The organism is Pseudomonas sp. 11/12A (assembly GCF_000800055.1).
Taxonomy (GTDB): Bacteria; Pseudomonadota; Gammaproteobacteria; order Pseudomonadales; family Pseudomonadaceae; genus Aquipseudomonas; species Aquipseudomonas mohnii.
Genome location: NZ_JUGV01000001.1, coordinates 1,014,869 through 1,041,110, shown reverse-complemented (window position 1 = coordinate 1,041,110; position 26,242 = coordinate 1,014,869). Strand labels below are relative to the sequence as shown.

General features: G+C 59.6%; 24 protein-coding genes and 1 pseudogene. 11 read left to right on the top strand and 14 right to left on the bottom strand.

What is annotated here, in order from left to right; genetic code table 11:
- Nucleotides 1-3: 3 nt before the first annotated feature.
- Nucleotides 4-1,464: a DUF2252 domain-containing protein gene (locus GQ39_RS04860; protein WP_236693078.1), complete on the bottom strand. Its 1,461-nt coding sequence runs from the start codon at nucleotides 1,462-1,464 to the stop codon at nucleotides 4-6.
- 334 nt (nucleotides 1,465-1,798) lie between these two features.
- On the opposite strand from GQ39_RS04860, the gene GQ39_RS31245 reads away from it, so the two are divergent.
- Nucleotides 1,799-2,176, top strand: coding sequence for a c-type cytochrome (locus GQ39_RS31245; RefSeq protein WP_081997847.1), 378 nt, complete (start codon nucleotides 1,799-1,801; stop codon nucleotides 2,174-2,176).
- 67 nt (nucleotides 2,177-2,243) lie between these two features.
- On the opposite strand, the gene GQ39_RS33165 is transcribed toward GQ39_RS31245, so the two are convergent.
- A complete protein-coding gene (locus tag GQ39_RS33165; protein ID WP_236693077.1) occupies nucleotides 2,244-2,345 on the bottom strand; it encodes a MerR family transcriptional regulator in 102 nt (33 codons plus the stop codon).
- Nucleotides 2,346-2,619: 274 nt separating this feature from the next.
- On the opposite strand from GQ39_RS33165, the gene GQ39_RS04855 reads away from it, so the two are divergent.
- Nucleotides 2,620-4,314 (top strand): sensor domain-containing diguanylate cyclase, encoded by a 1,695-nt coding sequence (locus GQ39_RS04855; RefSeq protein ID WP_047527784.1) that lies wholly within the window; start codon nucleotides 2,620-2,622, stop codon nucleotides 4,312-4,314.
- Nucleotides 4,315-4,457: 143 nt separating this feature from the next.
- Here GQ39_RS04855 and GQ39_RS04850 read toward each other — a convergent pair whose 3' ends face one another.
- Nucleotides 4,458-5,357 (bottom strand): DMT family transporter, encoded by a 900-nt coding sequence (locus GQ39_RS04850; protein ID WP_047527783.1) that lies wholly within the window; start codon nucleotides 5,355-5,357, stop codon nucleotides 4,458-4,460.
- Nucleotides 5,358-5,447: 90 nt separating this feature from the next.
- A complete protein-coding gene (locus GQ39_RS04845) occupies nucleotides 5,448-6,527 on the bottom strand; it encodes an SDR family oxidoreductase (protein ID WP_047527781.1) in 1,080 nt (359 codons plus the stop codon).
- Between the two features lie 74 nt (nucleotides 6,528-6,601).
- Here GQ39_RS04845 and GQ39_RS04840 point away from each other — a divergent pair, with 74 nt between their 5' ends.
- The gene (locus GQ39_RS04840; RefSeq protein WP_047527779.1) at nucleotides 6,602-6,991 is read left to right on the top strand and encodes a MerR family transcriptional regulator; all 390 of its coding nucleotides are present in this window, start codon (nucleotides 6,602-6,604) and stop codon (nucleotides 6,989-6,991) included.
- 295 nt (nucleotides 6,992-7,286) lie between these two features.
- Here the strand turns inward: GQ39_RS04840 and GQ39_RS04835 are convergent, their stop codons facing one another.
- Nucleotides 7,287-8,048, bottom strand: coding sequence for an SDR family NAD(P)-dependent oxidoreductase (locus tag GQ39_RS04835; protein ID WP_081997845.1), 762 nt, complete (start codon nucleotides 8,046-8,048; stop codon nucleotides 7,287-7,289).
- Between the two features lie 285 nt (nucleotides 8,049-8,333).
- Nucleotides 8,334-8,595 (bottom strand): annotated as a pseudogene (locus GQ39_RS31235) (transposase domain-containing protein); the annotation flags it as partial.
- A gap of 364 nt (nucleotides 8,596-8,959) precedes the next feature.
- Between GQ39_RS31235 and GQ39_RS04830 the strand changes: the two are divergent.
- The 3 genes from GQ39_RS04830 to GQ39_RS04820 are packed head-to-tail and all read left to right on the top strand — an operon-like array spanning nucleotide 8,960 to nucleotide 10,466.
- Nucleotides 8,960-9,514, top strand: coding sequence for a winged helix-turn-helix transcriptional regulator (locus GQ39_RS04830; protein WP_052193470.1), 555 nt, complete (start codon nucleotides 8,960-8,962; stop codon nucleotides 9,512-9,514).
- Entirely contained in the window at nucleotides 9,511-10,029 is a 519-nt protein-coding gene (locus tag GQ39_RS04825) for a thioesterase family protein (RefSeq protein WP_052193469.1), read from the top strand. The genes GQ39_RS04830 and GQ39_RS04825 overlap by 4 nt, the downstream gene beginning before the upstream one ends.
- Nucleotides 10,030-10,040: 11 nt before the next feature.
- On the top strand, nucleotides 10,041-10,466 hold the full coding sequence (locus GQ39_RS04820; RefSeq protein WP_047527775.1) for an LIC_13387 family protein: 426 nt from the start codon (nucleotides 10,041-10,043) through the stop codon (nucleotides 10,464-10,466).
- 148 nt (nucleotides 10,467-10,614) lie between these two features.
- Here the strand turns inward: GQ39_RS04820 and GQ39_RS31230 are convergent, their stop codons facing one another.
- The 3 genes from GQ39_RS31230 to GQ39_RS04810 form a co-directional block, all read right to left on the bottom strand.
- Nucleotides 10,615-11,016 carry a GFA family protein gene (locus tag GQ39_RS31230; RefSeq protein ID WP_081997844.1) on the bottom strand — a complete coding sequence of 134 codons (402 nt, stop codon included), beginning with the start codon at nucleotides 11,014-11,016 and terminating at the stop codon, nucleotides 10,615-10,617.
- Between the two features lie 318 nt (nucleotides 11,017-11,334).
- Nucleotides 11,335-12,036: an alpha/beta fold hydrolase gene (locus GQ39_RS04815; protein WP_236693076.1), complete on the bottom strand. Its 702-nt coding sequence runs from the start codon at nucleotides 12,034-12,036 to the stop codon at nucleotides 11,335-11,337.
- A gap of 227 nt (nucleotides 12,037-12,263) precedes the next feature.
- Entirely contained in the window at nucleotides 12,264-12,653 is a 390-nt protein-coding gene (locus tag GQ39_RS04810) for a c-type cytochrome (RefSeq protein ID WP_047527774.1), read from the bottom strand.
- A gap of 231 nt (nucleotides 12,654-12,884) precedes the next feature.
- Between GQ39_RS04810 and GQ39_RS04805 the strand changes: the two genes are divergently transcribed.
- Nucleotides 12,885-13,190, top strand: a complete 306-nt coding sequence (locus GQ39_RS04805; protein ID WP_047527771.1) for an NIPSNAP family protein — start codon at nucleotides 12,885-12,887, stop codon at nucleotides 13,188-13,190.
- A 28-nt stretch (nucleotides 13,191-13,218) separates the two neighbouring features.
- Here GQ39_RS04805 and GQ39_RS04800 read toward each other — a convergent pair whose 3' ends face one another.
- The 5 genes from GQ39_RS04800 to speB form a co-directional block, all read right to left on the bottom strand.
- On the bottom strand, nucleotides 13,219-13,677 hold the full coding sequence (locus tag GQ39_RS04800) for a GNAT family N-acetyltransferase (protein ID WP_047527769.1): 459 nt from the start codon (nucleotides 13,675-13,677) through the stop codon (nucleotides 13,219-13,221).
- Between the two features lie 196 nt (nucleotides 13,678-13,873).
- The gene (gene betA, locus GQ39_RS04795) at nucleotides 13,874-15,562 is read right to left on the bottom strand and encodes a choline dehydrogenase (RefSeq protein ID WP_047527767.1); all 1,689 of its coding nucleotides are present in this window, start codon (nucleotides 15,560-15,562) and stop codon (nucleotides 13,874-13,876) included.
- Between the two features lie 2 nt (nucleotides 15,563-15,564).
- Nucleotides 15,565-17,133 (bottom strand): purine-cytosine permease family protein, encoded by a 1,569-nt coding sequence (locus GQ39_RS04790; RefSeq protein ID WP_047527765.1) that lies wholly within the window; start codon nucleotides 17,131-17,133, stop codon nucleotides 15,565-15,567.
- Nucleotides 17,134-17,280: 147 nt separating this feature from the next.
- Entirely contained in the window at nucleotides 17,281-18,792 is a 1,512-nt protein-coding gene (locus tag GQ39_RS04785; RefSeq protein WP_047527763.1) for an aldehyde dehydrogenase family protein, read from the bottom strand.
- A gap of 53 nt (nucleotides 18,793-18,845) precedes the next feature.
- On the bottom strand, nucleotides 18,846-19,844 hold the full coding sequence (gene speB / locus GQ39_RS04780) for an agmatinase (RefSeq protein WP_047527761.1): 999 nt from the start codon (nucleotides 19,842-19,844) through the stop codon (nucleotides 18,846-18,848).
- 150 nt (nucleotides 19,845-19,994) lie between these two features.
- Between speB and GQ39_RS04775 the strand changes: the two genes are divergently transcribed.
- The 4 genes from GQ39_RS04775 to gcvP all read left to right on the top strand — a co-directional run bounded on the left by GQ39_RS04775 (nucleotide 19,995) and on the right by gcvP (nucleotide 26,182).
- Nucleotides 19,995-20,918, top strand: a complete 924-nt coding sequence (locus GQ39_RS04775) for a LysR family transcriptional regulator (protein WP_047527760.1) — start codon at nucleotides 19,995-19,997, stop codon at nucleotides 20,916-20,918.
- 76 nt (nucleotides 20,919-20,994) lie between these two features.
- Nucleotides 20,995-22,503 carry a sigma-54-dependent transcriptional regulator gene (locus tag GQ39_RS04770; protein WP_047527758.1) on the top strand — a complete coding sequence of 503 codons (1,509 nt, stop codon included), beginning with the start codon at nucleotides 20,995-20,997 and terminating at the stop codon, nucleotides 22,501-22,503.
- Nucleotides 22,504-22,939: 436 nt separating this feature from the next.
- The gene (gcvH, locus tag GQ39_RS04765; protein WP_047527756.1) at nucleotides 22,940-23,323 is read left to right on the top strand and encodes a glycine cleavage system protein GcvH; all 384 of its coding nucleotides are present in this window, start codon (nucleotides 22,940-22,942) and stop codon (nucleotides 23,321-23,323) included.
- 9 nt (nucleotides 23,324-23,332) lie between these two features.
- Entirely contained in the window at nucleotides 23,333-26,182 is a 2,850-nt protein-coding gene (gene gcvP, locus GQ39_RS04760; protein ID WP_047527754.1) for an aminomethyl-transferring glycine dehydrogenase, read from the top strand.
- Nucleotides 26,183-26,242: the final 60 nt, after the last annotated feature.

Here is a 26,242-nt window from a genome sequence, read left to right as displayed (position 1 = left end):
GGGCTACTCGTTGATCTGCGCTTGTATCCGCCCGGCGCGTACAGCTTCCACCAGGGCCGCATGATCGCGCTCAATCTCATCCGCATAGGATTGGGCAAACGCCGCCAGAGCCAGGTCAAAGGTATCGCTCCCACCCAGATAACCGCTGATGCTCGCTGCGTCTCCGGACTTGGCATGTGCCCTGGCCAGTGTCCATCCGCACACCTGCGCATAGCGTTTAAGCTGCACAGCCGAGAATTTTTCCACCGGAGCGGTGTACTTCATGTCGCGCAACTGGCGGACGAAAAAATCATGCTGCTGCCGACCGCGCACCCACCCCAGGAAGATGTCGCTGGCGGACTGCATCAGCCGCTGGCCGACGACGATTCTCTGGCCCTGCCGTTGATATTGGCTCTTGCCACAATAGGGTTCCAGGACGGAGCGGCAGGCTTGCTTGAATTGCAGCAACAGCGGATGTCCGTCCTTGTCGACGAGCAACACGACATAGCACCGGGTTCCGACGCTGCCAATGCCTACCACCTTCATGGCGAAGTCTTCCAGGCGGTAACGATCCAACAGCACCCGACGCTCATCGGGCAGCGATTGTCGGTAGTCGGAAAGCCGATCATGAACGTGCGCTTCGAATTCTGCTTCAGCGACATGGAAAAGGGTCGGCCGATGTTCAATGAAGCGATAGTGACCGCTTTCCTCGCAGACAATTTTCGGAAACAGATGCTCTGCTAAATGTGCATGGGCCTTTTCGGCGATCTCCTCGCGATTCTTTCTGATGGGTCCTTTTTGAGCCATGGCGGTGATGCTGTCCACCTCCTGACGCGCGTACCAGACCTCCATAGGACTCATTCGGGAGTATTCGCGCAGGCGTTGCCGATAGGCACAAACGCATTCCAGAACGCAGTCCCTGGCCTCGGCGGCGGACAGGTGAATATCGCGTGCAGCCAAGACAAAGCTGACCGCCAGACGTTTGCAATCCCACTCCCAGGGCCCGGGCAAGGTTTCGTCGAAGTCGTTGATGTCAATGACCAGGTTACGCTCGGGGGTGGCGAACAAACCGAAGTTCAGCAGATGACAGTCGCCACAGGCCTGGACCCGGATGCCGGTGCTGGGCGTGGTCGCGAGGTCGTGGGCCATGAGTGCCGCCGAGCCCCTCATAAAGGTAAACGGACTGTGCAGCATACGGCCATAGCGAATGGGCAGGAGCTCTGGCAAGCGGCCCTTGCTCGATTGTTCGAGTATCGCGACGGGGTCGCGGCGGTTGGCGGGTTGCAGCCAGGTGGCATGACTGCTTCGCGGCACACGCTCACGCAGCGATTGACCTTCTGCAACTCGCTCGGCCCGTGATCGAAGTTCGCAAAGCATGCCGACATCGGTGTCGCTCGGCTTGGCTGTCGAAGGTTTCTTAGTCAGCGCCACCATAATTTTCACCCTGTTTTCGCCATGCCTGAGGAGGGAGAAAAACGCCAGCAAGCTGCAGGAGGTGCCCGACCCGGTAGCACAGCGCGTACAGCGAAAGTGAACACAGAATCAACTCAATGCAATGCTCCGATCAGCATAGTTGGACTATCGGCGTGTCCTGGGCAATTCAGCTTGATTCGGATCAAACGACCCTCTGCCTCCGGTCGGTTTCAGCAGGTCGTAACAGGCAGAAATTGGCCAAGAATGGTCACCGGGATGCGCCGGGAAAACGTGTTGGTTTAATGGGCATCAGAAATGACGGTGTGTGGCGACGCGATGGCTGATATCTTTCCCGCGCCCCAAATCTCGTCCAATCGACGCGGATCCCATCAAGGAAGATAAAAAAATGAAAAGATTGTTCATCGCTGCGCTAGGAATGTTATCGCTGACTCAAACATCGCCATCCTTCGCGGATAATGCTAATGGCAAAAATCTCTATCTACAGCGATGCAGCATGTGCCACGGAATGGATCTCAAAGCAACAGGACCGCTGGCTAATAAAAGCAATCCGCCTACACCTGATCTAACAACCTCCGCTTTCAAAAAACGATTACATGATTATCCGGGCGTGATTGTATCTTCGATAATACTTCGCCCAAATGGCGATTTAATTCCAAGAACCTTGCGTGAGAATGGAGTAAAGCTATCGCCGCACTCATGGAGCGTTAAGGATTTTCGCGATTTAAATCAATACATGGGTGGTGTGATTTCACAAAACCGATGACCTTTGAAGTGCCTGCTCCTGTGCTGTCACCTTCGATTGACATGACGCCAGCGTTTGACTCTGTCCCTTAACTGCCAAGGCGCTGAGGGCTCAGGAGGCCCAGTTGCTCATACAAACGAATGGCTTTGGGAGTGCACCCCGACAACCGGGCGAATTCACCTATGTTCATGTGACGCTCCTCCCTGATCCCGCTCCGGCCCGCAGTTTGCTGGCTGTGGCCGGGTGTTGTCCGGGTGCACATGGTGTTCATGCAGAGTCGGTCAGCGGCACCGCGACAGGCAGAAAGCGGCCAAATGCAGCCGTTGGTTGCTGGCGACGAGACTCCTCATTTTTGCTCGGAGGCTTTAGAGTAGCGCGGCCTATTCATAGGGATATTGTTACTTAAACCAACTTGCACCAAGAGCAATAGCAGGGAATGTATGAGAGGGCATGGAGCTTTGGCGGTGTTTCGGTTTTTGCTGGTTGTTCTGGCGCTGCTGGCGCATTCACATGTATATGCGCTGGAGCCTATTGCCGTTGATGCAAATCTCGATGGCCTGTCGCTGGTTGGTCATGCCGAATTTCAGCGCGATCCACACAATTACGAGTCGCTGAAGCAACTCGATCCCTCCGCGTGGAAGCCGCTGACACAAGCTGATCTTTATCAGGGCATCACCCGCGACGGGTTCTGGCTGCGGCTAACGCTGCACAATCCAGGCGCGGATGCACAGCCTTGGGTGCTTGTTGATGACACGTCATGGATTGATTCCATGACGGTTTTCGTGACAGCCCCGACCCCATGGCAGCAGGAAGTCGGCGATCGCCTGCCATTTTCCAGCCGCGCTCTGCCTTCGCCCCTACCTGCGATCATGCACAGCATCGCCCCTGGCGAAACACAGCAGGTTTTCGTGCGGCTGCGCTCGGTGTCTGGCGACGATATGCGATTGACCTTGCGCCTGTACCAGCCTGCTGCGTTCATGGCGGCCCTGCAGGCCTATACCGCCATCTACACAACACACTTGGGCGTATACATCACGCTGGGTGCCATCTGGCTACTGTTCGGTATCGTGCTGCGTCAGCCGACCTTTATCACCTATGCCGCCTTCGTCACGTGTACTGGCTTCGCGTGGTTCAACTTGCGCGGCCTGCTCGCGCAGCATCTTGCACCGGATACAAGTTTCTGGACGAACGAAGGCCTCGGCCTGCTGGTCAGCGGCGCGCTGTGTTTTTCCTTCCTGTTTTCCCGCAAGGCACTGCGCCTGAACTCCGTTGCTCCGATACTCGACCGCGTGGCCCTGGGCTTTGCGTTGGCGAATGCCGTGGTTGCGATCTTGTGTGCGTTGCGCGCATTGCCTCTCGATACACTTTTCCTCATGTACCGCTTCTTCAACGCCACCGCGATTATCAATGCGTACTTTGCTTTTGTCAGTTGGAGGCGTGGTACACCGCATGCAATTTGGCTGCTGATTGGCTGGGCGACCTTCGGTCTCAGTGCGCTCAGCGTCACCTGGGCCTGGTACGGTATCAAGGGCGGGCTTCCGGAAATCAACATGATCGCACCGATGACGATGACTCAGAGTGCCGCGCTGATCGAAGTCCTATGCTTCGCCATCTCTCTCGCCCTGTGGATACGTACCCAGCAGCAGGAACGTCTCGCTGCTGAGCATTCGGCAAATACAGATGGCCTTACCGGGCTGAATAACCGCAAATGCGTCGAGCGTCGTCTGGACGAGCTGATAAAACAGCCTGCTACACCGGATACACTGTGGCTCGGGATTGTTGATATCGACTTCTTCAAGACGGTCAACGACACCTATGGCCATGCTGCCGGCGATGCTGTACTGCGTAGCTTTGCCAAGATTTTACGCGCCAACTCGCGCCAGACTGATATCGTCGGCCGTTTCGGTGGAGAGGAGTTCGTCCTGGTCCTTGAGCGTATTGATCGCGAAGGCGCTGAACGCATCACCAATCACCTGCGTGAAGCCTTCGAGGCGACGCCGACCGAATTCGAAGGCCAGATCATTCCGCACACCCTCAGCCTGGGTCTCGCTGCCCATGCCGGCGAGACCGACTCGCAGCTCTGGTTCCAGCGCGCCGACGCTGCGCTCTATGAGGCCAAGCACCGTGGGCGCAACCGCGTTTGCATTGCAGGCGGATAACGCCTGATTCGTTGAGATATCTGGGCGTCTGCTTCTGGCCGATTTCTGCCTGTGGTGACAGGCAGAAATCGGCCAATAGCGGTCAGTCGCTCAAAATACTTAAAAGCCACTGATTGCTAAAGTCATCAAGATCCGAAAATAGCTCACTTGGTCGAAGGGACGGATACCTTGTTGCCCAAGCGGATTAGTTCATTGGAGAAACACAGGCCGACGATGATCAGTGCCGCTCCCGCGTAAAGGCTTTCACGCGGTACTTCATTGAGCGCCACAAACGCCAGCAGCGCGGTGAACAGTGGCTCGGTCAGTTCCAGCGCTTGCACTTGGGATGGCTTGAGATACTCGATGGCCTTGGTGGTGCAGAAGAAGCCCAGGATTGTCGGCAGCGTGGCCAGCGCCAGCAGCGCGGCGATCGCCAGCGGCGACAGCTCGCCCATAGCAAAACCATCGGCTACAGCCGGCATCAGCAGGTACAGGCTGCCAAAGAACAATAATTGTCGGGTGAAGTGCAGCCCCCCCGACACACCCATACGCTTCATGGCAACCGAAAAGGCCCCATAGCCGCAGCCGGCCACGCAGGCGAGCGCAGCGCCTTGCAGGGTAAAACCCTGCTGAAGGTCGCCGCCGAAGATCACCGAGATCCCGGCAATAGCCAGTGCGGCGCCAACGGTAGCGTTCGCGGTGATGGCCTCCTTGAGGAAAATACGCCCCAGAATAATCGAGGATATTGAAGCGCTGGCCATCAGCACCACCACCACACCTGCCGCCGCATAGTGTCGATAGGCGGACGTTTCGAAATGGAACAGCACGAAGATGCCAAGGAACGCGCAGAGAGCCGCTTGAGTCCATTTGGTCGACACCGCCGGGCGCTTGAGGAAAAACAGTAAGATCGAGAGAAGCACGCAACCCAGTACGGTCTTGATGACAGCGACACTGCTGGCGGTGAAACCATTACTCATGAGCACTTTACTGAGCACACCGATCGTTGCGTTCAGTGCCGCAGCGCAGAGTGCAAACATGACGCCTTTGCTGAAAGTAGATTGCATTGTTGACGATCCCTGTCGCTGAATTGTCGTTCGATAGAATGCCGTCCTGCATCGACGGCGCAAAGTTTGAGGATGCCCCCAAGGGAGAAGTCAGAGGGCCTGGCCCTTGGCTATGCAATTTGAATTGACGAACGTTGCAGTGTGCTGCAAAGACTGACGTATATCCGGTTTGGCTATTCCATGCCTGTTGGCAAATTGCTCGACCGCCGTTGTATCAAAACGAGTGGTCTGGATAAAGTCCAAGGCTTCGGGTTTTGAATTCAAAAACCGCGCAACGGGAGGAATACTCAGTAGCAACTTCAGCAATCGAAGTGAAATGTAATGCTTGGGAGACTTTAAGCCCAAAGGTTGTGCCGCCTGTGCCAGGAGTTCTCGCAAGTTGGGCGTTTGGTCATCAAGCGCCAGCAGTTCCTGGCCCACCATGGCAGGATCAAAAGCACACACCGCCACCAGTTCAACCAGGTAATCCACGGTAACCAGTGGCAGCCAGTGCTCGGCGGTACCAGGCACTGCTGTCAGCTTTCCCTGCACAAGGTTGCGTATCAGCTCCACCAGCGGCTGACCGTCAAGGATATGCCCCGTGCGGCTGTGGCCACAAACCGTCGCGGGGTGGACAACGGTAATCTCTCCGCCCTTGGTGGACACGACCTCCAGAGTCGCAAAATACGCCTCCAGCTTGCTCCCCTCGTAACCACCGACACGTCGGTAGACAGCAGGCCAATTCGTCAGCTCCGGATAACGAGGATCAATTCCGATGCGTTGCAAATGTTCATGATTTTTCAGCATGTAGCCTCCGATCATCACTAACCGGCTTTTTTGCTCAGCCGCCAACAGCGCCACGCGCTTCGCCCCTTCCACATTCACCGCACGAGAATGCTCCGCTGAAAGCCCCCATGCGAAGTGGGCACCTAGGTGGAATACAACTCTGGCGTGCCTTAGCACTTCTCGGTCAGCAGGACTCAGCCCGAGGTTGTCCCGTTCCAGATCGCCAGCTACGGCAAATACCCGGGTTGCGCAGCCTCCCAACTTGTCGACTTGCTCCCGCAGTGCAGCTAGTCGCTCCGGGCGACGCATCAACACCTGAATGGTGTGACCTTTTGCACTCAGGTAAGCCACCAAATGTTGACCGATGAAACCGGTACCCCCCGTGACAAAGCACTCCACGCTCATTTTCCTGTTCCTTGTTTAAGGTGAGGAACGAAGCGTAAACTATCGACCCAACTCTATGGTCAAGCGGTGTTTTGATGAAAATCGGCGAACTCGAGGCCCGCAGCGGTGCCAGCCGCCATACGCTACGTTACTACGAGCAAATCGGCCTGATCTCACCGCAGCGGCGAACTAACAACTATCGCGATTACACAGCGCAAACCCTGCAGGATCTGGACTTTATCCAGCGCGCGCAAAGCATGGGGTTTTCCCTGGGGGAAATAGGCGAGATTCTGGATGCGCAGCGGAACAAGCTGATCGATTGTGCTGACGGCGCCAAGCTAATTGAAAAGAAGATGGCAGAAATCAAACTGAAAATCGCCAACCTCCAAAGTATTTATCGGTACCTGGATGAAGAGCGTGCAAACCTCGAAGCCAGTGCTGCCAAACAACTTGAGCTTCAGCAGTTGAACAACTCTTCCAACTGAACGGTCAGCATCTAGAGATGCGGAAGCTGCAGCCTGTTTCAAATTTCAAGCTTCAAGCTTCAAGCCCTGTATGCATTTTCTAAAGCCTTCTGGCCAGGCCCTGGACAGCAAACGTCCGCCCAACAGAACTTGCGTGGTTAAACGGGCGCCCATCTATGCGGCAGCAACTCGGTAATTTGTATCCGCCCGTCGATGTCCTCTAGCCCGCCCTGAAAAGCTATGGTGTCCGGCCTTTGGCCGAGTCGGCGAAACAGAGTGACTCGTCTTCTCACTGCTACACGGGAGCATGCTAAACCTAGGTCAGATTCAACCCGCCGTCGGAGAGGAGTATCTCGCCGGTTAAATAGTCCGACTCGACCAGCATTACAACAGCTTTTGCGATGTCGTCTGGGCTAGCGGCCCTGCGCATAGGTGCACGAGTTCGCCACAACTCTTGAGCACCTGTCCACTCTGCGGTCAGCGGCGTGTCGACCAAGCCAGGCGCCACAGCGTTTACGCGTATTTCCGGCCCCAGCGATACCGCGAGCAAGCGAGTCATGTGATTAAGCGCAGCTTTGCTTACCGCATAGGGAATCGATGCACCCTTAGGACGGATACCGGCATGCGAACTGATGTTTACGACGCAACCTGCTCGACGGTCACGGGCGGCATCGCGTAATGCCGACTCGGCCAATGCGACCAGGTGGAACGGCGCCACGACATTAACCTCGTTAAGTTCGTGCCACACCGTCGAGTTGGCCGAGGCAAGATCGCAGTGCGGAATGACTCTGCTAATACCGGCGTTATTGACCAATACGTCGAGCTGCCCCCACGCGGCGATCGCCTCGTTAACAAGCCTGACCCTGTCAGCTTCGAAAGCAAGATCAGCTTGCACGTAAATAGCCTGCTTCATTTCGGCGGCCATAGTACGTCCTGCATCCGCAGAATTTCGCGAATGGAGCACCACCGCATAGCCTGCATGGCTGAGTACACGTGCAATGGCTGCGCCGATACCGGAAGTGGATCCTGTCACCAACGCGACGCGTAATACGTTATCGATTGTCGGATTGGGTTTCATATGGCTATCTCGAATTGGTTGCTAAAAAGCCATCACCGTAGCACCAAGCGGGCAACGTCGGCGTCAGGCGGTCACGATAGGCAGGTATCCATTTTCAAATCAGGTTTGCGCTTATTCTGCGGCGCAAAGCTACGCTTTTTATTGAGACGTCCGGCGGTACGTATTCCTGGACGACTTGGGCTTTAAAAGGTTTGGGGCAAGCAGTTCTCTGACGCATGGAAATCCCGGCGATAATGGCGGAGGTGCCCACGTACTTTTTAGTGAAAAACACCTCCTTTGTCACAGCTATCGGCCAGGTTTATGCGTCCGACACCACGCCTTGCGTGATGAAACCGGTTGCCACTTATGCGGCAACAACTGATCGACTTCACTCGCCCGCTGCGTCGGCAGGCGCGTGAGCACGCCCTTTAAATACGCATACGGTTCATGGATGTTAAGCCGTGCCGGCTGGTTCAAACTGATAATCGCAGCCGCACCTTTGCCGCTACGTAAAGAGCCCGCGAATAGCCAGTTTGAAAGCCAGAAAAGCCCATGACCGGATTTGATTTCCACATCAGTGAATTGCTCCGGATTTGCTAGACACATCTGCTTTGGGTCGTTTTCTGCCTCTCGCGACAGGCAAAAAGCGGCCAAAAGCGGACGCTCGGTCATGAGTTCAAAAGCCGCCATTCGCACTGATGCGACTGATTGTTTCAACGCTCGTTTGGTCCATTCACCACCGTGACTATCCCTAACGGATGCGGGGCCGAACAGGTTTCCCGCGGCTTTGGCACTCCCATTCTCTACCTGCATGGGGGCCTTGAAAGAATTGCGAAAAATCACAGGTTAAGTTTTATTAAGAAACTAAAATAGTTGCTTAATGAAACTAAAAAACATAGAGTCAAGACTACATTTCTTGCATTTGAAGTCCTATGCCACGCCAGAGAGTCAACGAGTCCCTATGTTCTGCCGCCCGCGCTCTAGAGGTTCTGGGCGATCGCTGGACGCTCCTCCTGATTCGCGAAGTCGTATTCGGCACGCGCCGTTTCGATGAGTTTGCGTTGCACCTCGGCATCGCACGCAACGTCCTGACCACGCGCCTGAATGCAATGATTGCCGCCGATATTCTGGTGCAGGCGTCGGTCCGCGACGATGCGCTTCGCAAGGCCTACCATCTAACCGAAAAGGGACGCGATCTCCTGCCCGTCCTAATCGCATTGCTACAGTGGGGCGACCGCTGGCTACAAACTCCCGATTCGATTCCGATCCAGATCGTCGAGCGCGAGTCGGGCGAAGTGATCGAGCCCATGCGACCTCGCAATCGGTCTGGCAAAGCGCTAACCCTGCGCGACCTTGACTGGGTTCCGGGCCCCGGCAGTACCGATCCACGGATTGCCCGACTAGTCGCCGCCTACGAAAAACAGCGACGCATCGAACCGCGGCCGATAGCTGCGCCAAAAAAATCGAAGAAAGAGAAATCAGCATGAGTCTTTACTTTCGGCTGTTCTGGACCTGGCTACGAGCCCGTTTTAAATCGCCGATCCAGATGGGTGAAACCATCGAGCTGGCCATGCGCGTCTGGCCAAATGACCTCGACATCAACGGCCACATGAACAACGGTCGCTACATGACGATCACTGACCTGGCCCTGGTCGAATACTTCACCCGCGCCGGATTCACCGAGGTCGCGCTACGCAAGAGATGGCGCCCCATGCTGGGCGGTAGCATCATTTCGTACCGTCGCGCCCTGAAGCCGTTCGCGGTTTATACCTTACGCTTTTCGATGAAATGCTGGGACGCGCGTTGGAACTACATGGCGTTCGAGTTTCTGCAGGATGGCAGGATGATGGCGCACGGCCACAGCAAAGGCGCGATTGTCGGCAGAGAAGGTTTCGTGAGCAGCGCGGACGTGCGCCATGCGATGGGTCTCAATCCAGCCTCGCCTGAATTTCCCGCGTCGATTTCCGCGTGGATCGAAACCGAACGCCTGATGAACATTTAGTAGGAACCGCCATGCTTGCGCAAATACTCATAACGATCAGTGCAGGACTCATCATGTTGTTAGGCCTGGTGCATCTGGCCTACACCTACTTTGGCGACAAACTCCATCCGCGTGACACCGACTTACTAGCACGACTTAAAACGACCTCCCCCGTCATCAGCCGCCAAACAAGCGTGTGGAAAGCATGGATCGGCTTCAACGCGAGCCACAGCCTGGGTGCAATTTTGTTCGGAGCGATTTTTGGATATCTGGCACTCGAGCAGCCGATGCTGCTCTTTCATTCTTATTTCCTCGGATTCACAGGTTTGATCGTGCTTGGCGCCTACCTTGTGATGGCGAAACTGTACTGGTTCACCCGCCCCTTGCAAGGCATCTCGCTGGCACTCCTGTTCTATGTCGTCGGATTTATCCTCGCAAATATTCACCTTTTCGCATGAGGCGACGGTGCTCAGTGCATGCAAATACCCTTATTGGCTCCGCCTAGCGATTCGATGACATTGCGTTTCTGGCTGGTTCTGGTGCGCCTGCTGGACTCTACGGCTACATGAGGAATGTCTGCTTTGGAGCGAAAACGGCACATTGCATTCATTGAGCCTGTGGCCACTGATCCTGAATTTCATACCAGGATGCCTTGGACGCGACTTCGATATGTCGCTGTTTGTCGGACGTAATAGACGTGTCCAGGGTGCCCAGCGCGATGGATATCCAGTCAGCGTATTCACCTCGGCTTTTCGACCAGAACAACGACGAACCGCATCGGCTGCAAAACTGACGAATTACTGATTCAGACGAGCGGTAAGCAGTCATGAGTTCTGCACCCTGGATGAAGTGCAAATCAGCGCGCGGTACGCTTCCATAGCTGGCAAACGCAGCCCCGTGAGCTTTGCGACACTGACTGCAATGGCAATGTGTAAGTGCTTTGGGGTCTGATTTGATTTCGAATCTGACTGTGCGGCAGAGACAGCTGCCTTGGTACGTGCCGGTCATTGTTTATGCAGCCTGATAGATAAACCCACCCATTTAAACGTTGAGCAGGCGTAGTGTCGAATGAAGGCTTCCAGTCGATTTCTGACTGTCACGGCCCCATAGCAGGTTAGCGAGGTGCAAAATCGCCTGTCACAGACTCAATCTTGGTTCGCACACGTTTAACGACGCTTTTTTTCATCTCTATGCAGTTTGCGCAGAGTATCCGGCGAGCTCAGGTGCGATATGCCCCGGTTGTCTGTCCGTTATCCGAGGAGGTCTTGAAGCGCACGGGGGCGGACAATTAGTCCAAAGCGATGGCAACCAGTGCTCCGCTCACCATCAGACCAGATGTCCCTCTATCAACCTTGCCACTTCGGCTGCGTGAGTAAAACCCAGATCGTGATCGGCGCCAGGGAAGACGTGTAGTTCCGCGCGGGGTAACAGTTGAGCAAGGCGCTGGCCGACGCGAACGGGGCTGATCGGATCAGAATCTCCCCAGAGGAGCAGGACTGGCATGCGCAACTCGGCCAACCGGAGCGTGAGGTCGGTCTGGTCGTCGAGAAACCAACTCGGCAGTGTCGGGTTGGCGGCAGCAAAATCCGGGCGCCAGTCATGCGCGCCCAGAGCAGACATATCCACCCCGCCAGAGGTGACGGTCAGCGTCAGGTGCGTGATCAGTTCAGGGCGCTCAAGCGCTGCACGCACAGCGACTATACCGCCCATAGACTGCGCCACCAGCGCTGTGGGCCGGTCGATTTCGGCCAGCACGCGAGCCACCAGATCATCCATGCCGGTTACGCCAGGCAAGGGCGGAGTGTCTCCAAAGCCGGGCCAGCCGATATGGACCCGCTGCGCCGGGTGGACCAGGCGCTCAGCAACCGGAAGCCAAAACCGGGTGTTACCCGAGGCTCCGGGCAGGAAGAGGAGTTTGGCGGGGGATGCGATCACAGGGTTGGCGAGATTATGGGCCAGCGACGGGGTCAAAATGCCTGACCGCTCTTCTTCAGTCACGTTTTCCGATAGCTTGATTTCTACCGTCATGGCGCTCTCCCTGAGCGACGAGTAAATGACTCAACAAGGTAGCCCATTCAGTCACCCCATGGTGAATCGGCACATGCATCAGTCGTCCTTTTTTGATGGGCTGAATACCCGCTTGCGGCCGTTCCCTGCCGATCATGGTTACAAAGCGTGCGGGTCAAATCCGATGCTATCGGTAGTCAGGTCGAATGCAAGCAGGTGTTCAAGTGGGGTGCAATTCCTCAGGCCGGTCACGGCGCCGGAAAGGTCTCCAGATACGCCAGCAGATCGTCGATTTTTTCCGGGTCGCTGATGCCCCAGAAAATCATCCGGGTGCCGGAAACCACTGCCTTTGGATCTTCGATATACGCAGCGAGTTTTTCCCGGGTCCAGACCACGCCCGATGACTTCATGGCGTCGGAGTACTGGTAGTCGGTGGTGCTTGCGGCCGCGCGTCCGACAATACCGTTGAGCTGCGGGCCAAAAAACGCCCGCGCCGATTCTCCGATCTGGTGGCAGCCGCCACACATACGCTTGAACAGTTTCCCGCCGGCCTCGGCATCGCCGGCCGCTTGGGCTTGCGCACCCGACAACCCTGCCTGAAGCAGCAAGAAGAAGGTCAGCACCGCAGCTTTGTTCATGTACCGCTCCAGATCCGGGATGACGCACGGCGAAAAGGGGCGGCCATTTCACCATGTCCAACGCTTTTATCGAAGGGTTTGTTGCGGGTGCCTGCGGGAACCGGCATAAACGCCACCCTGCAGATGAGGGCGCATTCCTGGCCGCAAATCGCTGATGGCAGTCTGACGCAGGCCTTGGCAGACTGTTGCCCTTTGCATCCCGTCCCGCACTTTTACAAGGAAAGAAAACTGATGGTCACCTGCTACCTGAAATACGTACTCGACCCCTACAAGCTCGACGCGTTCGAGCACTACGGCAAGTTGTGGATTCCACTGGTGGAGAAATTCGGTGGTCAGCATCACGGCTACTTCCTGCCGTCCGAGGGTGCCAGCAATATTGCCCTGGCGATGTTCACCTTCCCCAGTCTGGCGGCCTATGAAACCTATCGCCAACAGTCGATGAACGACCCGGCGTGCATTGCCGCGTTCAAGTACGCCGAAGAAACCCGCTGCATCCTCAGCTATGAGCGCAGTTTCTTCCGGCCGGTGTTCGGTTAGGGGACATCCGCGACTTGAAGCGCCGGGCTCAGCCCTGCTTCAAGTCCAGGCAGTAGGTGTAGTAACCCGGATCTCGTACATACCCCAAAGACTCATACAAGCGCTGTGCGGTGTGGTTGTCGGTAGCGGTTTCCAGGGTCATGCCCTTGGCGCCGCTCAACCGCGCAAAGTCGCGGGCGGTGTTCATCAATAGGGTGGCAACGCCTTTTCCGCGAGCGGCGGGTGCGCTGAACAGGTCGCCGAGCAACCAGGTGCGGTGTGCGTTGATGGAGGAAAAGGTCGGGAACATCTGCACGAAACCCAGGGCTTCGCCGCTGGCGTCCTCGGCGTAGAAGATCACCGATTCGTCGCGGGCGATGCGCTCGGCAATGAAGTCACGGGATTGCGGCAGGTTCGATGACTGACCGTAGAAGCAGCGATAGGCGTCGAATAACGGGGCGATCTTGTCGATGTGGGAAGCGTCGGCGCGCAGGGCCTGAATAGCCATGAGGGTGCTCCTTTGCGGTCTCAAGGACTCTGGAGCCTAGCAAACAATTGTCCGCACGCGGCGTGAAACTGCGCGAATGCTTCAATCCTGCTGGAGCTGGCTTGCTGGCGAAGGTTGTCGACGATAACGCGTGCGGCCTGGATAAACGCGGCGCTCTCGGGTCCATCGCCAGCAGGCTGGCTCCTACAGGGTTTTATTACACGCGCACATTACGCCCCGGCAGGGTCGACCGCTGGCTGTTTTCCCAGTTTTCGACCAGTCCCACCGGCACATCCGACGCCGGCAGCATCTTGCGTCCGCGCACCAGGTCCGACGCCCGTTCGGCGAGCATGATGGTCGGTGCGTTGAGGTTGCCATTCGGTTCGGTCGGGAACACCGAGGAGTCGATCACCCGCAGCCCGGCGACGCCATGCACGCGCAACTCGGAATCCACCACGGCCATGTCGTCCTCGCCCATGCGGCACGAACCGCAAGGGTGGTAGGTGCTCTCCAGGTTGTCACGCACGAACGCATCAAGGTCCTCATCGCTGGTCAGGTGCGCGCCGGGGGCGATTTCGCCATCGCGGAAGCGGTCCATGGCTTGCTGGCCGATGATCTCGCGGGTCAGGCGGATGCAGCGGCGGAAGCCTTCGCGGTCCTCTTCGCGCTCCAGGTAGTTGAAGCGGATTTCCGGATGCTCGTAAGGATCGGCGGAACGCACGCGAACATAGCCGCGGCTCTTCGGTTTGTTCGGCCCGGTCAGCACCATGAAACCATGGCCCTTGATCGGCTTGTTGCCGTCGTAACGCATGGCCGCCGGCAGAAAGTGGAACTGAATGTCCGGCCAGCGCAAGCCCTTGTCGGAGCGGATGAAACCACCGGCCTCGAAGTGGTTGGTGGCCCCCAGGCCATCCTTGAACAGCAGCCAGCGCAAACCGATCATCAGTTTGCTCAGCGGGTCCATTTTGCTGTTGAGCGTCACCGGTTCCTTGCAGCCGAACTGGATGTACACCTCGGCGTGATCCTGCAGGTTCTCCCCTACCCCCGGCAGGTCATGGCGCACGGCGATCCCGGCCTTGCGCAGGACCTCGGCCGGGCCGATGCCCGAACGTTGTAGCAGGTGCGGCGAGCCGATCGGCCCGGACGAGATCAGCACTTCCTTATTGCAATAGACCTGGTGGGTCTGGCCACCGTGGTCATAGCTGATGCCCACGGCGCGCTTGCCTTCAAGGATGACCTGGCGGGTCATCGCATGGGTGATCACCGTCAGGTTCGGACGGTCCATGGCCGGGCGCAGGTAGGCGTTGGCGGTGGAACAGCGCACGCCGTTTTTCACGGTCATGTGCATCGCGCCGAAGCCTTCCTGCATGTAGCCGTTGCAGTCATCGGTCTTGATGTAGCCCGCCTCGGCGCCGGCTTCGACCCAGGCCCCGTACAGCGGGTTTTTCATGTGGTTACCGTTGGTGGTGTGCAGCGGTCCGGTTTGCCCGCGATAGCTGTCACCGCCCGACTCGTAGCTCTCGGCACGCTTGAAGTACGGCAGGCAGTTTTTATAGCCCCAACCCTGGGCGCCGAGGGATTCCCACTCGTCGAAGTCATAGGCATGACCGCGGATGTACACCAGGCCGTTGATCGACGACGACCCCCCCAGCACCTTGCCCCGTGGGCAGTGGATGCGACGACCGTTGAGGTAGGTTTCCGGCTCGGTTTCGTAGCGCCAGTTGTACTTCTTGGTGTTCATCGGGATCGAGAACGCACTGGGCATCTGGATCACCACGCTGCGGTCGCTGCCGCCGAATTCCAGGACCAGCACCGAGGTGGCCGGGTCTTCGCTCAGGCGGTTGGCCAACACACAACCTGCCGAACCTGCGCCGATGATGATGTAGTCGTATTTTTGCGTAGCCATGATTATCTCCGGACCGTCGATTCGTTGAACACGGGCTTCGACGATTTGGTCAATTTTTCGCCGGTGGTGAATTGCGGGGACGTTTTCTCGATGTGCTGGATGACCGCCTCTTCGCGCTTGAGATCGATGGAGCGGCTCAGCCAGTAGTAGGCCACCCCCGATACGATCAGCCCGACCAGCCAGGCGATGTCGATGCTGCCCAGGGCCTTGGCGAGTGGGCCGACATACACTTCGCGCTGCTCGACGCCGTCGAAGATGTAGAAGAACGGAATCATCGAGATGAAGCCGATGGCGTACGCAGCGATGCCACGCAGGCCCCAGCTGCCATAGATGTTGCCGTGGGGCATGAAGAAATGCGGGATGGCGTAGCGGCCCTTGCGCACGAAGAAGTAGTCGGTGAGGTTGACCGAGGTCCAGGGCACCAGGAAGTACAGCATCACCACCAGGTAGATGCCGAGCACCGACAGGCCCTTGCCGGAACTCTGGATGCTCAGGGCCACGCCCAGTTGCAACAGGATCACAAAGGCGATGGCGAGGATCCGCGCCTTGCGGGTCGGCTCGATGTGCTTGATCGAGTCGACGCAGGTCAGCGTGGTCAGCTTGGCGCTGTAGATGTTCATCGCGATCACCGGCAGGAACGCCAGGATGGTGATCACCACGACCGCCGTGCCCATCAGCGGCGACACGGTATTGCCGACTTGTCCGAGGGCCACCAGCACGTCGGTCGAGTGCAGGTGATCGGCCAGCCAGCCCCCCACGGAAATCATCCAGGCACCGGACAACGAAGCGCCCAGGAAAACCACCGCAATCAGCTTGCCGCTGGAGGTGTTCTTCGGCAGGTAGCGCGAGTAGTCCGACACGTACGGGGCGTAAGCGATGTTGTAGCTCGCCGCGGCGGCGAATTGCGCGATGAAACCGGTCCAGTTGAACCCCAGTGGTGCCGGGGCCACTTCTCCGGCGCCGAGCGCCGGCAACGCCGCATCCGGCACCCAGCCCATCAGCACCGCCAGCGTCACCAGACCGTACAGTGGCAACGACAGGTACAGCGCCCATTTGAAGCTGCGGTGCATCCAGTCATGGCCGAGGATCGCCAGCAACGCGGCCGGTATCGTCACCGCCACCGCAATCGCCCAGGGGTGGAACCCGAATAGTGTGTGCAGGCCTTGCATCATCAACACCAGGTTGACGATGTTGAAGCCGGCGAACACGAACAGTGTCGCCAACAGCACCAGAATCACCCCGCGATAACCGAACTGCGCACGGGACTGGATCATCTGTGGCAGGCCCAGGTGCGGGCCTTGCGAGCCATGAAAGGCCATGAACAGTGTGCCGAACATGATGCCCAGCGTACCGGCCAGCGTGGTCCAGAGCGCGGTCAGGCCGACGCTTGGGCCGACGAAGCCGATGGTCATGGTGAAGAAGGTGAAGTTGCCGAGAAACCAGAACGGGCCCTGGCTCGACAGTTTGTCGGTGCGCTCGTGCTCGGGGATGAAATCGATCGAATGGCTTTCGACGACGATTTTGTCATCGAGGACCGACACGCTCGGGGCGGACTTGGCGTTAGTGTTCATGATGGACTCTTATTGTTGGAAGATCATGACGAAAAAACCGCGTTTTATCGGGTGAACGACTCCCGGGGCGCGTCCTTGCCGTTCCCGAATTTCCGATGTGCAATTGCTTTCAACTTTGGCATTGTTCCTTGTCTTGCCTGATCAGCTTCAGCCCGGCAGCGTGATCCACACAGCCTTGGTCTCGAGCAGGTAGTCGAGCTGCTCGGCGCCCAGGTCCTTGCCGAACCCGGACTGCTTGTAACCGCCGAACGGCATCGACGGGTCAAGGGTGCCGTGGGCGTTGACGTAGACCGAGCCGGCCTTCAGACGGGGAATCAGGCTGTGCACCTTGCCCAGGTCATTGGAATACAGGGCCGCCGCCAGGCCATAGGGCGAGTCATTGGCCAGTGCCAGTGCCTGCTCCACATCGTCGAAGGGTGCGGTGACCAGCACCGGACCGAAGATCTCCTCCTGGACGATGCGCATGTCATTGCGGCAATGGGCGAAAATGGTCGGCTCGACGAAGAAGCCAGGGCCCTCGACCGGTTGGCCGCCGTAGACCAGTTGGGCGCCCTCCTGCTTGCCGGTTTCGATGTACTCGGTCACACGCTGCTTTTGCAGGGCCGAGACCAGCGGACCGATGAAGCAGTCCGGGTCCATCCCCGGCGCGATCTTCAGGGTGCGGGTGTAGGCGATCAGCTCGCGCAGGAATTGGTCATAGACACTGCTGTGAATATAGGCCCGTGTACCGGCGTCGCATACCTGTCCCGAGTTGAAAAACACACCGTTGGCGACCGCCTGTGCCGCCGCCGGAATGTCGGCGTCGGCGAACACGATGACCGGTGATTTGCCACCCAGTTCCAGGGTCAGGCGCTTCATGTCGTCCAGCGCGGCGCGGCCCACGGTGCGGCCGACCGGGGTCGAGCCGGTGAAGGTCAGTTTGTCGATGCCAGGGTGGGTGGCCATGGCCGCGCCGACCACGCTGCCGCGCCCGGTGACGATGTTGATCACCCCGTCCGGGATACCCGCTTCCTGCACCAGTTCGGCAAAGCGCAGGGCCGACAGCGAAGTCAACTCGGCCGGTTTCACCACCACGGTGCAACCGGTAGCCAGGGCCGCGCCCAGTTTCCAGGCCATGGTTTGCAGCGGGAAGTTCCACGGCACGATGGCACCGACCACGCCCACCGCTTCCTTGCGGGTGTAGGCCAGGTAATTGCCCGGCAGTGACGGCTCGACGGTACGCCCGTGCAGCTTGGTGGCCCAACCGGCGAAGTAGCGCAGGGTATCGACGGTGCCCTGGATATCGACGTCCTTGGCGAAGGCGACCGACTTGCCCATGTCGATCGATTCGATTTCCGCCAGTTCGGCGGCGTTCTGTTCGATCAGGTCGGCCAGGCGTTGCATCATCCGCTCGCGTTCGGCCGGTTTGGCCTGACGCCAGGCGCCGCCGTCGAACTGGGCGCGGGCGGCTTGCACGGCACGGTCCAGATCAGCGGTGGTGCCCATGGGAATGCGCGTGATCAGGCCTTCGGTGGATGGCTCGATGACTTCGGACGTCTGGCCATCGCTGGCCTCGACCCAGGCGCCGCCGATGAACATTTTCTGGACCTTGCCAAGGAAGGTCTGGGTGGCCTCGGAGACGCCGAATTTTTGCAGGTAACTTTTGACGATCGTGTCCATTTTTATTCTCTCTGCCCGGCAGTCGGGTCCTGCCGGGTTTAGTGGTTTCGATATCAGGCTGGAGTGGCTTCGCTCTGGGCCGCACGCACCTTGCCCCGCTCGTGGAAGATGAAACCGATGCTGTTGAGCAGCAGTTGCGCGGCGAGGATCGAGGTCATGCCGGTCGGGTCGTACACCGGCGCCACTTCCACCAGGTCCATGCCGACGATGTTGCCTTGGCTGCGCTTGGCCAGGGCCTGGATGATTTCCAGCACTTCGTAGTAGAGGAAGCCGCCGTGGCTCGGGGTGCCGGTGCCAGGAGCGATGGACGGGTCGAAACCGTCGATGTCGATGGTGATGTAGTAGTTGATGTTCTGCGGGATCAGCGCCAGCACGCCTTCGACGCCCAGGCGGCGCACATCGCGTACCGAAAGGATTTTCGAGCCGGCTTCGTGGGCCGCTTCGTAGTCGTCGCGGTTGGACGAGGACACATTGCGGATGCCCATCTGGGTCATGCCGACGATGTGGTTCATTTCCGAGGCGCGGCGCAGCGGGTTGCCATGGCCGTAGCGCACGCCGTGGCGCTCGTCGACGAAATCCAGGTGCGCATCGAAGTGGATGATGTGGATCGGACCACGGCCTTCGAAGGCCTTGATCACCGGGGCGTGCACCGAGTGGTCGCCACCGAGCACCACCGGCATCACACCGGCATCGAGAATCTTGCGTACCGCGTATTCGGTGTTCTTGTTGCTGGTTTCCATATCGGTGTGGACGATGTCGGCATCCCCCACGTCGACCATGCGCACGTCGGCGGCGGTCAGGTACATCACGTCGTCTTCGTGGTCGTAGGCGCCGGCATGACCGAAGGAGAACAGCGTCGATGCTTCACGAATCCCGCGTGGTCCGAAGCGTGCGCCGGAGCGCCACTGGGTACCCATGTCATTGGGCACGCCGAGCACCGCGACGTCGGCATCCAGGGCATCCCAGTCGGTGCACACCGGGGATTTGCCAAAGGTGCAATGACCCACGAATGGCAGGTTCAGGCGACCGGATTCATAACCATTGTTCGACATGTCTAGCCTCTCCACTTCTTGTTTTCGGCCTGGCGGACTGCAAGGCGACCGCCGTTGGAAAGACTATGGGCGCAGCTTTTCGTGGAAAAAATGCTAAACATCAGATACTCATATCGGCATTACCGATGCATCCACACGCGGGAGGTCCAAGTGATTCAACTGCATGATGTCGACCTGAAACTGCTCAGGGTGTTTGCCACCATTGTCCGCTGCGGCGGCTTCTCGGCCGCGCAGGCGGCGCTGAACGCCGGCCAGTCGACCATCAGCGAACAGATGACCCATCTGGAAACCCGGCTCGGGGTCAAGCTCTGCCAGCGCGGGCGCAGCGGCTTTCGCCTGACCGAGCAAGGCGTGGCGATCCACGAAGCCACCCAGCGCCTGCTCTCGGCGGTGGAAAATTTCTGCATGGACGCCGACGTGCTCAAGCAGCACATCAGCGGCAAGCTCAACCTGGGGATCATCGACACCACCATCACCGACCCCGACTCGCCGATCCCGCGCACCACCCAGCGCTTCGTCTCCCGTGGGCACGATGTGCACCTCAACGTGTACGTCGGCACCCCCGCCGAACTGGAAGAACGCGTGCTCGACGGGCGCCTGCACCTGGCCATCGGGCACTTCCCGATCCACGTGCCGGGGTTGCTGCATTCGCCGCTGTACCAGGAAGCGCTGGGGCTGTATTGCGGGCGGCGGCATCCGCTGTTCGGCAACCAGGCCGAAGGTGAGGAATTGCTCGAAGAGATCGCCGCGAGCCGCATTGTCGTGCGCGGCTACATGCAGCAATACGACCTGGAACACCTGGGCGTCAGCAAGGCGGCGGCGACCGTGGACAACATCGAAGCCCTGGCGATTCTGATCATCTCCGGCGCCTACCTGGGCTTTCTGCCAGCGCATTTCGCCGCGCAGTGGATCAAGACCGGCGAGATGCACCAACTGGCGCCCGGCAGCTTGCAGCTGATGTCGCCGTTCGACGTGATCACTCGCCGAGGCACGGCGCCACCGCCGATTTTGCAGGCGTTTCTCGAAGACCTGGCGGCCTGTTCCCGCAAAGCGCCTGCACCCGAGAAGCATTGACGGCTCGCCAAATTCAAACAGCGCCCGCCATACTCATCGACGCAACGTTTCGCTTCATCACCGCTCAAGGCCACCTATGCGCATCCACGTCACCTTCATCGACCGCGTCGGCATCACCCAGGAAGTCCTGGCCCTGCTGGGCGGACGCAGCTTCAACCTCGACGCCGTGGAGATGGTGCCGCCGAACGTCTATATCGATGCCCCGACCCTCGGCGCCGAGGTCCTGGAGGAATTGCGCGAAGCCCTCTTCGGCGTGCGTGGCGTGCAAGCGGTGACCTTGGTCGACATCCTTCCGGGGCAACGCCGGCGCCTGCAACTGGATGCCTTGCTCGCCGCCAGTTCCGACCCGGTGCTGGCGGTGGATGAACGTGGTCATGTGCTGCTGGCCAACCCGGCGCTGATCGCCCTGTGCGGCCGCGAGCCGGCCGGTGAAGCGCTGGTCGCGCTGTTCGATGATCCCGACTTGCAACCGACGCTGATCGCCCAGGGCTTCCGCCTGCCCATGCGCGAAGTCAGCCTCGGCGGCCACACCTTGCTGCTCGACGCCATGCCGATCACCGATGCCGGCGCCCTGCTCACCCTCTATCAACCGAACCGCATCGGCGAACGCCTCTCGGCGCTGCATCACGATCACGCCGAAGGCTTCGATGCGCTGCTGGGCGAGTCACCGCCGATCCGTGCACTGAAGGCACGGGCCCAGCGGGTGGCGGCCCTGGATGCGCCGCTGTTGATCCAGGGCGAAACCGGCACCGGCAAGGAACTGGTGGCCCGCGCCTGCCACGCCATCAGCGGCCGATGCGACAAGCCTTTCCTGGCGCTCAATTGCGCGGCACTGCCGGAAAGCCTGGCCGAAAGCGAGCTGTTCGGCTACGCCCCCGGCGCCTTCACCGGCGCCCAGCGGGGCGGCAAACTCGGGCTGCTGGAACTGGCCGACCAGGGCACGGTGTTCCTCGACGAAGTGGGGGAAATGTCGCCGTACCTGCAGGCCAAGTTGTTGCGCTTTTTGAGCGATGGTTGCTTCCGTCGCGTGGGCGGCGATCGCGAGGTCAAGGTCAACGTGCGGATCCTCAGCGCCACCCACCGCAACCTGGAAAAAATGGTCAGCGAAGGTCACTTTCGCGAAGACCTGTTTTACCGTCTCAACGTGCTCAACCTGCAAGTGCCGCCGCTGCGCGAGCGCGGCCATGACATCCTGCTGATGGCCCAGCACTTCATGCAGCAAGCGTGCGCACAGATCCAGCGACCGGTCTGCCGCCTGGCACCCAGCACCTTTCCCGCCCTGCTCGGCAACCGCTGGCCGGGCAATGTGCGGCAACTGCAAAACGTGATCTTCCGCGCGGCGGCGATTTGCGAAAACCCGTTGGTCGACCTCGACGACCTCGACATTGCGCGCACGGCAGTGGAACGCCAGAACGATGGCGAAGTGGGTAGCCTGGAAGAGGCTGTCGAAGGTTTTGAAAAGAACCTGCTGGAGCAGCTGTATCGCAGCTATCCGTCCAGCCGATTGCTCGCAGCACGCTTGCAGACTTCCCACAGCGCCATCGCCATTCGCTTGCGCAAGTACGGGATTCCCAACAAGGCCTGACCGCCGGTTTCAGCAACACTGAAAATCCCTGTGGGAAGCGGGCTTGCCCACGATGAGGCCGTGTCAGTCACCATTTTCGTTACCTGACACACCGCAATCGCTGCGATGCGGCGACCCGACAAGCCCGCGCCCACAGGGTTCGAGTGCCATTCAACAATGTATACAAATCGATACGGCGTATCGAAATCAAGACAGAACGAGCTCGACCCGTCTCGCCCGGACTTCGCCCCCTGTTCCTTGCCTGCCTGTATTGATTTCAATACGCGAGACCTCCGCAAAACTGCCAAAAACCATCTCAAGCCATTGATTTATAACAATTAATCAATTCTGGCACCGCCCTTGCTATGACTCCTTCAGCCACGCTCGCCACCCAAACGAGCCTGCCCATCGTCATTCGCCACCTGCAGCGAATGAGCCAGAACAATGAGGAGTAGACATGAGCGAATTGCGTTTTACCGTCGACCACGAATGGCTGCGCACCGAAGCTGACGGCACGGTCACCGTTGGCATTACCGCTTTTGCCCAACAGGCGCTGGGGGATGTGGTGTTTGTACAGGTGCCCGAACTGGGCGGCTTCGACGCCGGCACCGAAGTGTCGGTGCTGGAGTCGGTGAAGGCCGCCAGCAGCATCGGCATGCCGCTGGACGGTGAGGTGGTGGAAGTGAATTCGGCGCTCGACGCCAACCCTGAGCTGGTCAACGAAGATCCGCTGGGCGAAGGCTGGTTCTTCCGCTTCCAGCCTGCTGACGCTTCGGCGATCGCCCGCTTGCTCGATCAAGCCGCTTACGAACGCCTGATCCAAGACCAGACCGACGCGTGAGGATTCCGTATGACCACCCTCCTCGACACCCGTAACGAATTCATCGCCCGCCATATCGGCCCGCGCGCCGGTGACGAGCAAGCGATGCTCAACAGCCTCGGCTTCGATTCCCTCGAAGCCCTGAGCGCCAGCGTGATTCCCGACAGCATCAAGGGCACCAGCGTGCTCGGCCTGGAAGACGGCCTGAGCGAAGCCGACGCCCTGGCGCTGATCAAAGGCATCGCGGCCAAGAACCAGCTGTTCAAGACCTACATCGGCCAGGGTTACTACGGCACGCACACGCCGTCGCCGATCCTGCGCAACCTGCTGGAAAACCCGGCCTGGTACACCGCCTACACCCCGTACCAGCCGGAAATTTCCCAGGGTCGCCTCGAAGCGCTGCTGAACTTCCAGACCCTGATCAGCGACCTCACCGGCCTGCCGATCGCCAACGCCTCGCTGCTCGACGAAGCCACCGCCGCCGCCGAAGCCATGACTTTCTGCAAGCGCCTGAGCAAGAACAAGGGCAGCCACCAGTTCTTCGCCTCCGTGCATTGCCACCCGCAGACCCTCGACGTGCTGCGCACCCGTGCCGAGCCGCTGGGCATCGAGGTGGTGGTCGGTGACGAGCGCGAACTGAGCGACGTGACGCCGTTCTTCGGCGCCCTGCTGCAGTACCCGGCGAGCAACGGTGATGTGTTCGACTACCGCGCATTGACCGAGCGTTTCCACGCCGCCAATGCCCTGGTGGCCGTGGCCGCCGACCTGCTGGCCCTGACCCTGCTGACCCCGCCGGGCGAATTCGGCGCCGACGTGGCCATCGGCAGCGCCCAACGCTTCGGCGTGCCGCTGGGCTTCGGTGGCCCGCACGCGGCGTACTTCTCCACCAAGGATGCGTTCAAGCGCGACATGCCGGGCCGCCTGGTCGGTGTCTCGGTGGACCGTTTCGGCAAGCCGGCCTTGCGTCTGGCGATGCAGACCCGCGAGCAACACATCCGTCGCGAGAAGGCCACGTCCAACATCTGCACCGCGCAGGTGCTGCTGGCCAACATCGCCAGCATGTACGCCGTCTACCACGGCCCGAAAGGCCTGACGCAGATCGCCAACCGCGTGCATCACCTGACCGCGATTCTGGCCAAGGGCTTGAGCGCTTTGGGCCTGAACGTTGAGCAGGAACACTTCTTCGACACGCTGACGATCAAGACCGGCGCCGACACCGCGAAACTGCACGACCAGGCGCACGCCCGGCAGATCAACCTGCGCGTGGTCGACGCCGAGCGTCTGGGCCTGTCCCTCGACGAAACCAGCACCCAGGCCGACGTCGAAACCCTGTGGGCCTTGCTGTCCAACGGCAAAACCCTGCCGGACTTCGCCGCCCTCGCCGCCGCCACTCAAGCGACGATCCCGGCCGCGCTGGTGCGTCAGTCGCCGATCCTCAGCCACCCGGTGTTCAACCGCTATCACTCGGAAACCGAGCTGATGCGCTACCTGCGCAAACTGGCGGACAAAGACCTGGCGCTCGATCGCACCATGATCCCGCTGGGCTCGTGCACCATGAAACTCAACGCCGCCAGCGAAATGATCCCGGTGACCTGGGCCGAGTTCGGCGCGCTTCACCCGTTCGCCCCAGCCGAGCAAAGCGCCGGCTACCAGCAACTGACCGATGAACTGGAAGCGATGCTCTGCGCCGCCACCGGTTACGACTCGATCTCCCTGCAGCCGAACGCCGGTTCCCAAGGCGAGTACGCTGGCCTGCTGGCCATTCGTGCCTACCACCAGAGCCGTGGCGAAGACCGCCGCGACATCTGCCTGATCCCGTCGTCGGCCCACGGCACCAACCCGGCCACCGCCAACATGGCCGGCATGCGCGTGGTGGTCACCGCCTGCGATGCCCGTGGCAACGTCGACATCGAAGACCTGCGCGCCAAGGCCATCGAGCACCGCGAACACCTCGCCGCGCTGATGATCACCTACCCGTCGACCCACGGCGTGTTCGAGGAAGGCATCCGCGAAATCTGCGGCATCATTCATGACAACGGCGGCCAGGTGTACATCGACGGCGCCAACATGAACGCCATGGTCGGCCTCTGCGCACCGGGCAAGTTCGGCGGCGACGTCTCGCACCTGAACCTGCACAAGACCTTCTGCATTCCCCACGGCGGTGGCGGCCCGGGCGTCGGCCCGATCGGCGTGAAATCGCACCTGGCGCCGTTCCTGCCAGGTCACGCGCAGATGGACCGCAAGCAAGGCGCGGTGTGCGCCGCGCCATTCGGCAGCGCGAGCATCCTGCCGATCACCTGGATGTACATCCGCATGATGGGCGGCGCCGGCCTCAAGCGCGCCTCGCAGCTGGCGATCCTCAACGCCAACTACATCTCCCGTCGCCTCGAAGAGCACTACCCGGTGCTCTACACCGGCAGCAACGGCCTGGTGGCCCACGAGTGCATCCTCGACCTGCGTCCGCTGAAAGACAGCAGCGGCATCAGCGTCGACGACGTGGCCAAGCGCCTGATCGACTTCGGCTTCCACGCCCCGACCATGTCGTTCCCGGTGGCCGGCACGCTGATGATCGAGCCAACCGAAAGCGAATCCAAAGAAGAACTGGACCGCTTCTGCGACGCCATGATCCGCATCCGCGAAGAAATCCGCGCGGTGGAAAACGGCACCCTGGACAAAGACGACAACCCGCTGAAAAACGCCCCGCACACTGCGGCGGAGCTGGTGGGCGAGTGGTCGCATCCGTATAGCCGGGAGCAGGCGGTTTATCCACTGGACACCTTGATCGACGCCAAGTACTGGCCGCCCGTAGGCCGAGTCGACAACGTCTTTGGCGACCGCAACCTGATCTGCGCCTGCCCGTCGATTGCCGAGTACGCCTGACCACAAAACATAACCCTGTAGGAGCGAGCCTGCTCGCGATGGACTCCAGAGCGCCGCTGG

What these genes read in the sequence shown, in the direction of transcription:
- GQ39_RS04810 (WP_047527774.1), bottom strand. Translation starts at nt 12,653, where the DNA reads ATGAACAAAGCTGCGGTGCTGACCTTCTTCTTGCTGCTTCAGGCAGGG.
- speB (WP_047527761.1), bottom strand. Translation starts at nt 19,844, where the DNA reads ATGTCGAACAATGGTTATGAATCCGGTCGCCTGAACCTGCCATTCGTG.
- GQ39_RS04850 (WP_047527783.1), bottom strand. Translation starts at nt 5,357, where the DNA reads ATGCAATCTACTTTCAGCAAAGGCGTCATGTTTGCACTCTGCGCTGCG.
- GQ39_RS31230 (WP_081997844.1), bottom strand. Translation starts at nt 11,016, where the DNA reads ATGACCGGCACGTACCAAGGCAGCTGTCTCTGCCGCACAGTCAGATTC.
- GQ39_RS04840 (WP_047527779.1), top strand. Translation starts at nt 6,602, where the DNA reads ATGAAAATCGGCGAACTCGAGGCCCGCAGCGGTGCCAGCCGCCATACG.
- GQ39_RS04825 (WP_052193469.1), top strand. Translation starts at nt 9,511, where the DNA reads ATGAGTCTTTACTTTCGGCTGTTCTGGACCTGGCTACGAGCCCGTTTT.
- GQ39_RS04785 (WP_047527763.1), bottom strand. Translation starts at nt 18,792, where the DNA reads ATGGACACGATCGTCAAAAGTTACCTGCAAAAATTCGGCGTCTCCGAG.
- GQ39_RS31245 (WP_081997847.1), top strand. Translation starts at nt 1,799, where the DNA reads ATGAAAAGATTGTTCATCGCTGCGCTAGGAATGTTATCGCTGACTCAA.
- gcvP (WP_047527754.1), top strand. Translation starts at nt 23,333, where the DNA reads ATGACCACCCTCCTCGACACCCGTAACGAATTCATCGCCCGCCATATC.
- GQ39_RS04805 (WP_047527771.1), top strand. Translation starts at nt 12,885, where the DNA reads ATGGTCACCTGCTACCTGAAATACGTACTCGACCCCTACAAGCTCGAC.
- GQ39_RS04845 (WP_047527781.1), bottom strand. Translation starts at nt 6,527, where the DNA reads ATGAGCGTGGAGTGCTTTGTCACGGGGGGTACCGGTTTCATCGGTCAA.
- GQ39_RS04815 (WP_236693076.1), bottom strand. Translation starts at nt 12,036, where the DNA reads ATGACGGTAGAAATCAAGCTATCGGAAAACGTGACTGAAGAAGAGCGG.
- GQ39_RS33165 (WP_236693077.1), bottom strand. Translation starts at nt 2,345, where the DNA reads ATGAACATAGGTGAATTCGCCCGGTTGTCGGGGTGCACTCCCAAAGCC.
- GQ39_RS04830 (WP_052193470.1), top strand. Translation starts at nt 8,960, where the DNA reads ATGCCACGCCAGAGAGTCAACGAGTCCCTATGTTCTGCCGCCCGCGCT.
- GQ39_RS04770 (WP_047527758.1), top strand. Translation starts at nt 20,995, where the DNA reads ATGCGCATCCACGTCACCTTCATCGACCGCGTCGGCATCACCCAGGAA.
- GQ39_RS04790 (WP_047527765.1), bottom strand. Translation starts at nt 17,133, where the DNA reads ATGAACACTAACGCCAAGTCCGCCCCGAGCGTGTCGGTCCTCGATGAC.
- GQ39_RS04800 (WP_047527769.1), bottom strand. Translation starts at nt 13,677, where the DNA reads ATGGCTATTCAGGCCCTGCGCGCCGACGCTTCCCACATCGACAAGATC.
- GQ39_RS04820 (WP_047527775.1), top strand. Translation starts at nt 10,041, where the DNA reads ATGCTTGCGCAAATACTCATAACGATCAGTGCAGGACTCATCATGTTG.
- gcvH (WP_047527756.1), top strand. Translation starts at nt 22,940, where the DNA reads ATGAGCGAATTGCGTTTTACCGTCGACCACGAATGGCTGCGCACCGAA.
- betA (WP_047527767.1), bottom strand. Translation starts at nt 15,562, where the DNA reads ATGGCTACGCAAAAATACGACTACATCATCATCGGCGCAGGTTCGGCA.
- GQ39_RS04835 (WP_081997845.1), bottom strand. Translation starts at nt 8,048, where the DNA reads ATGAAACCCAATCCGACAATCGATAACGTATTACGCGTCGCGTTGGTG.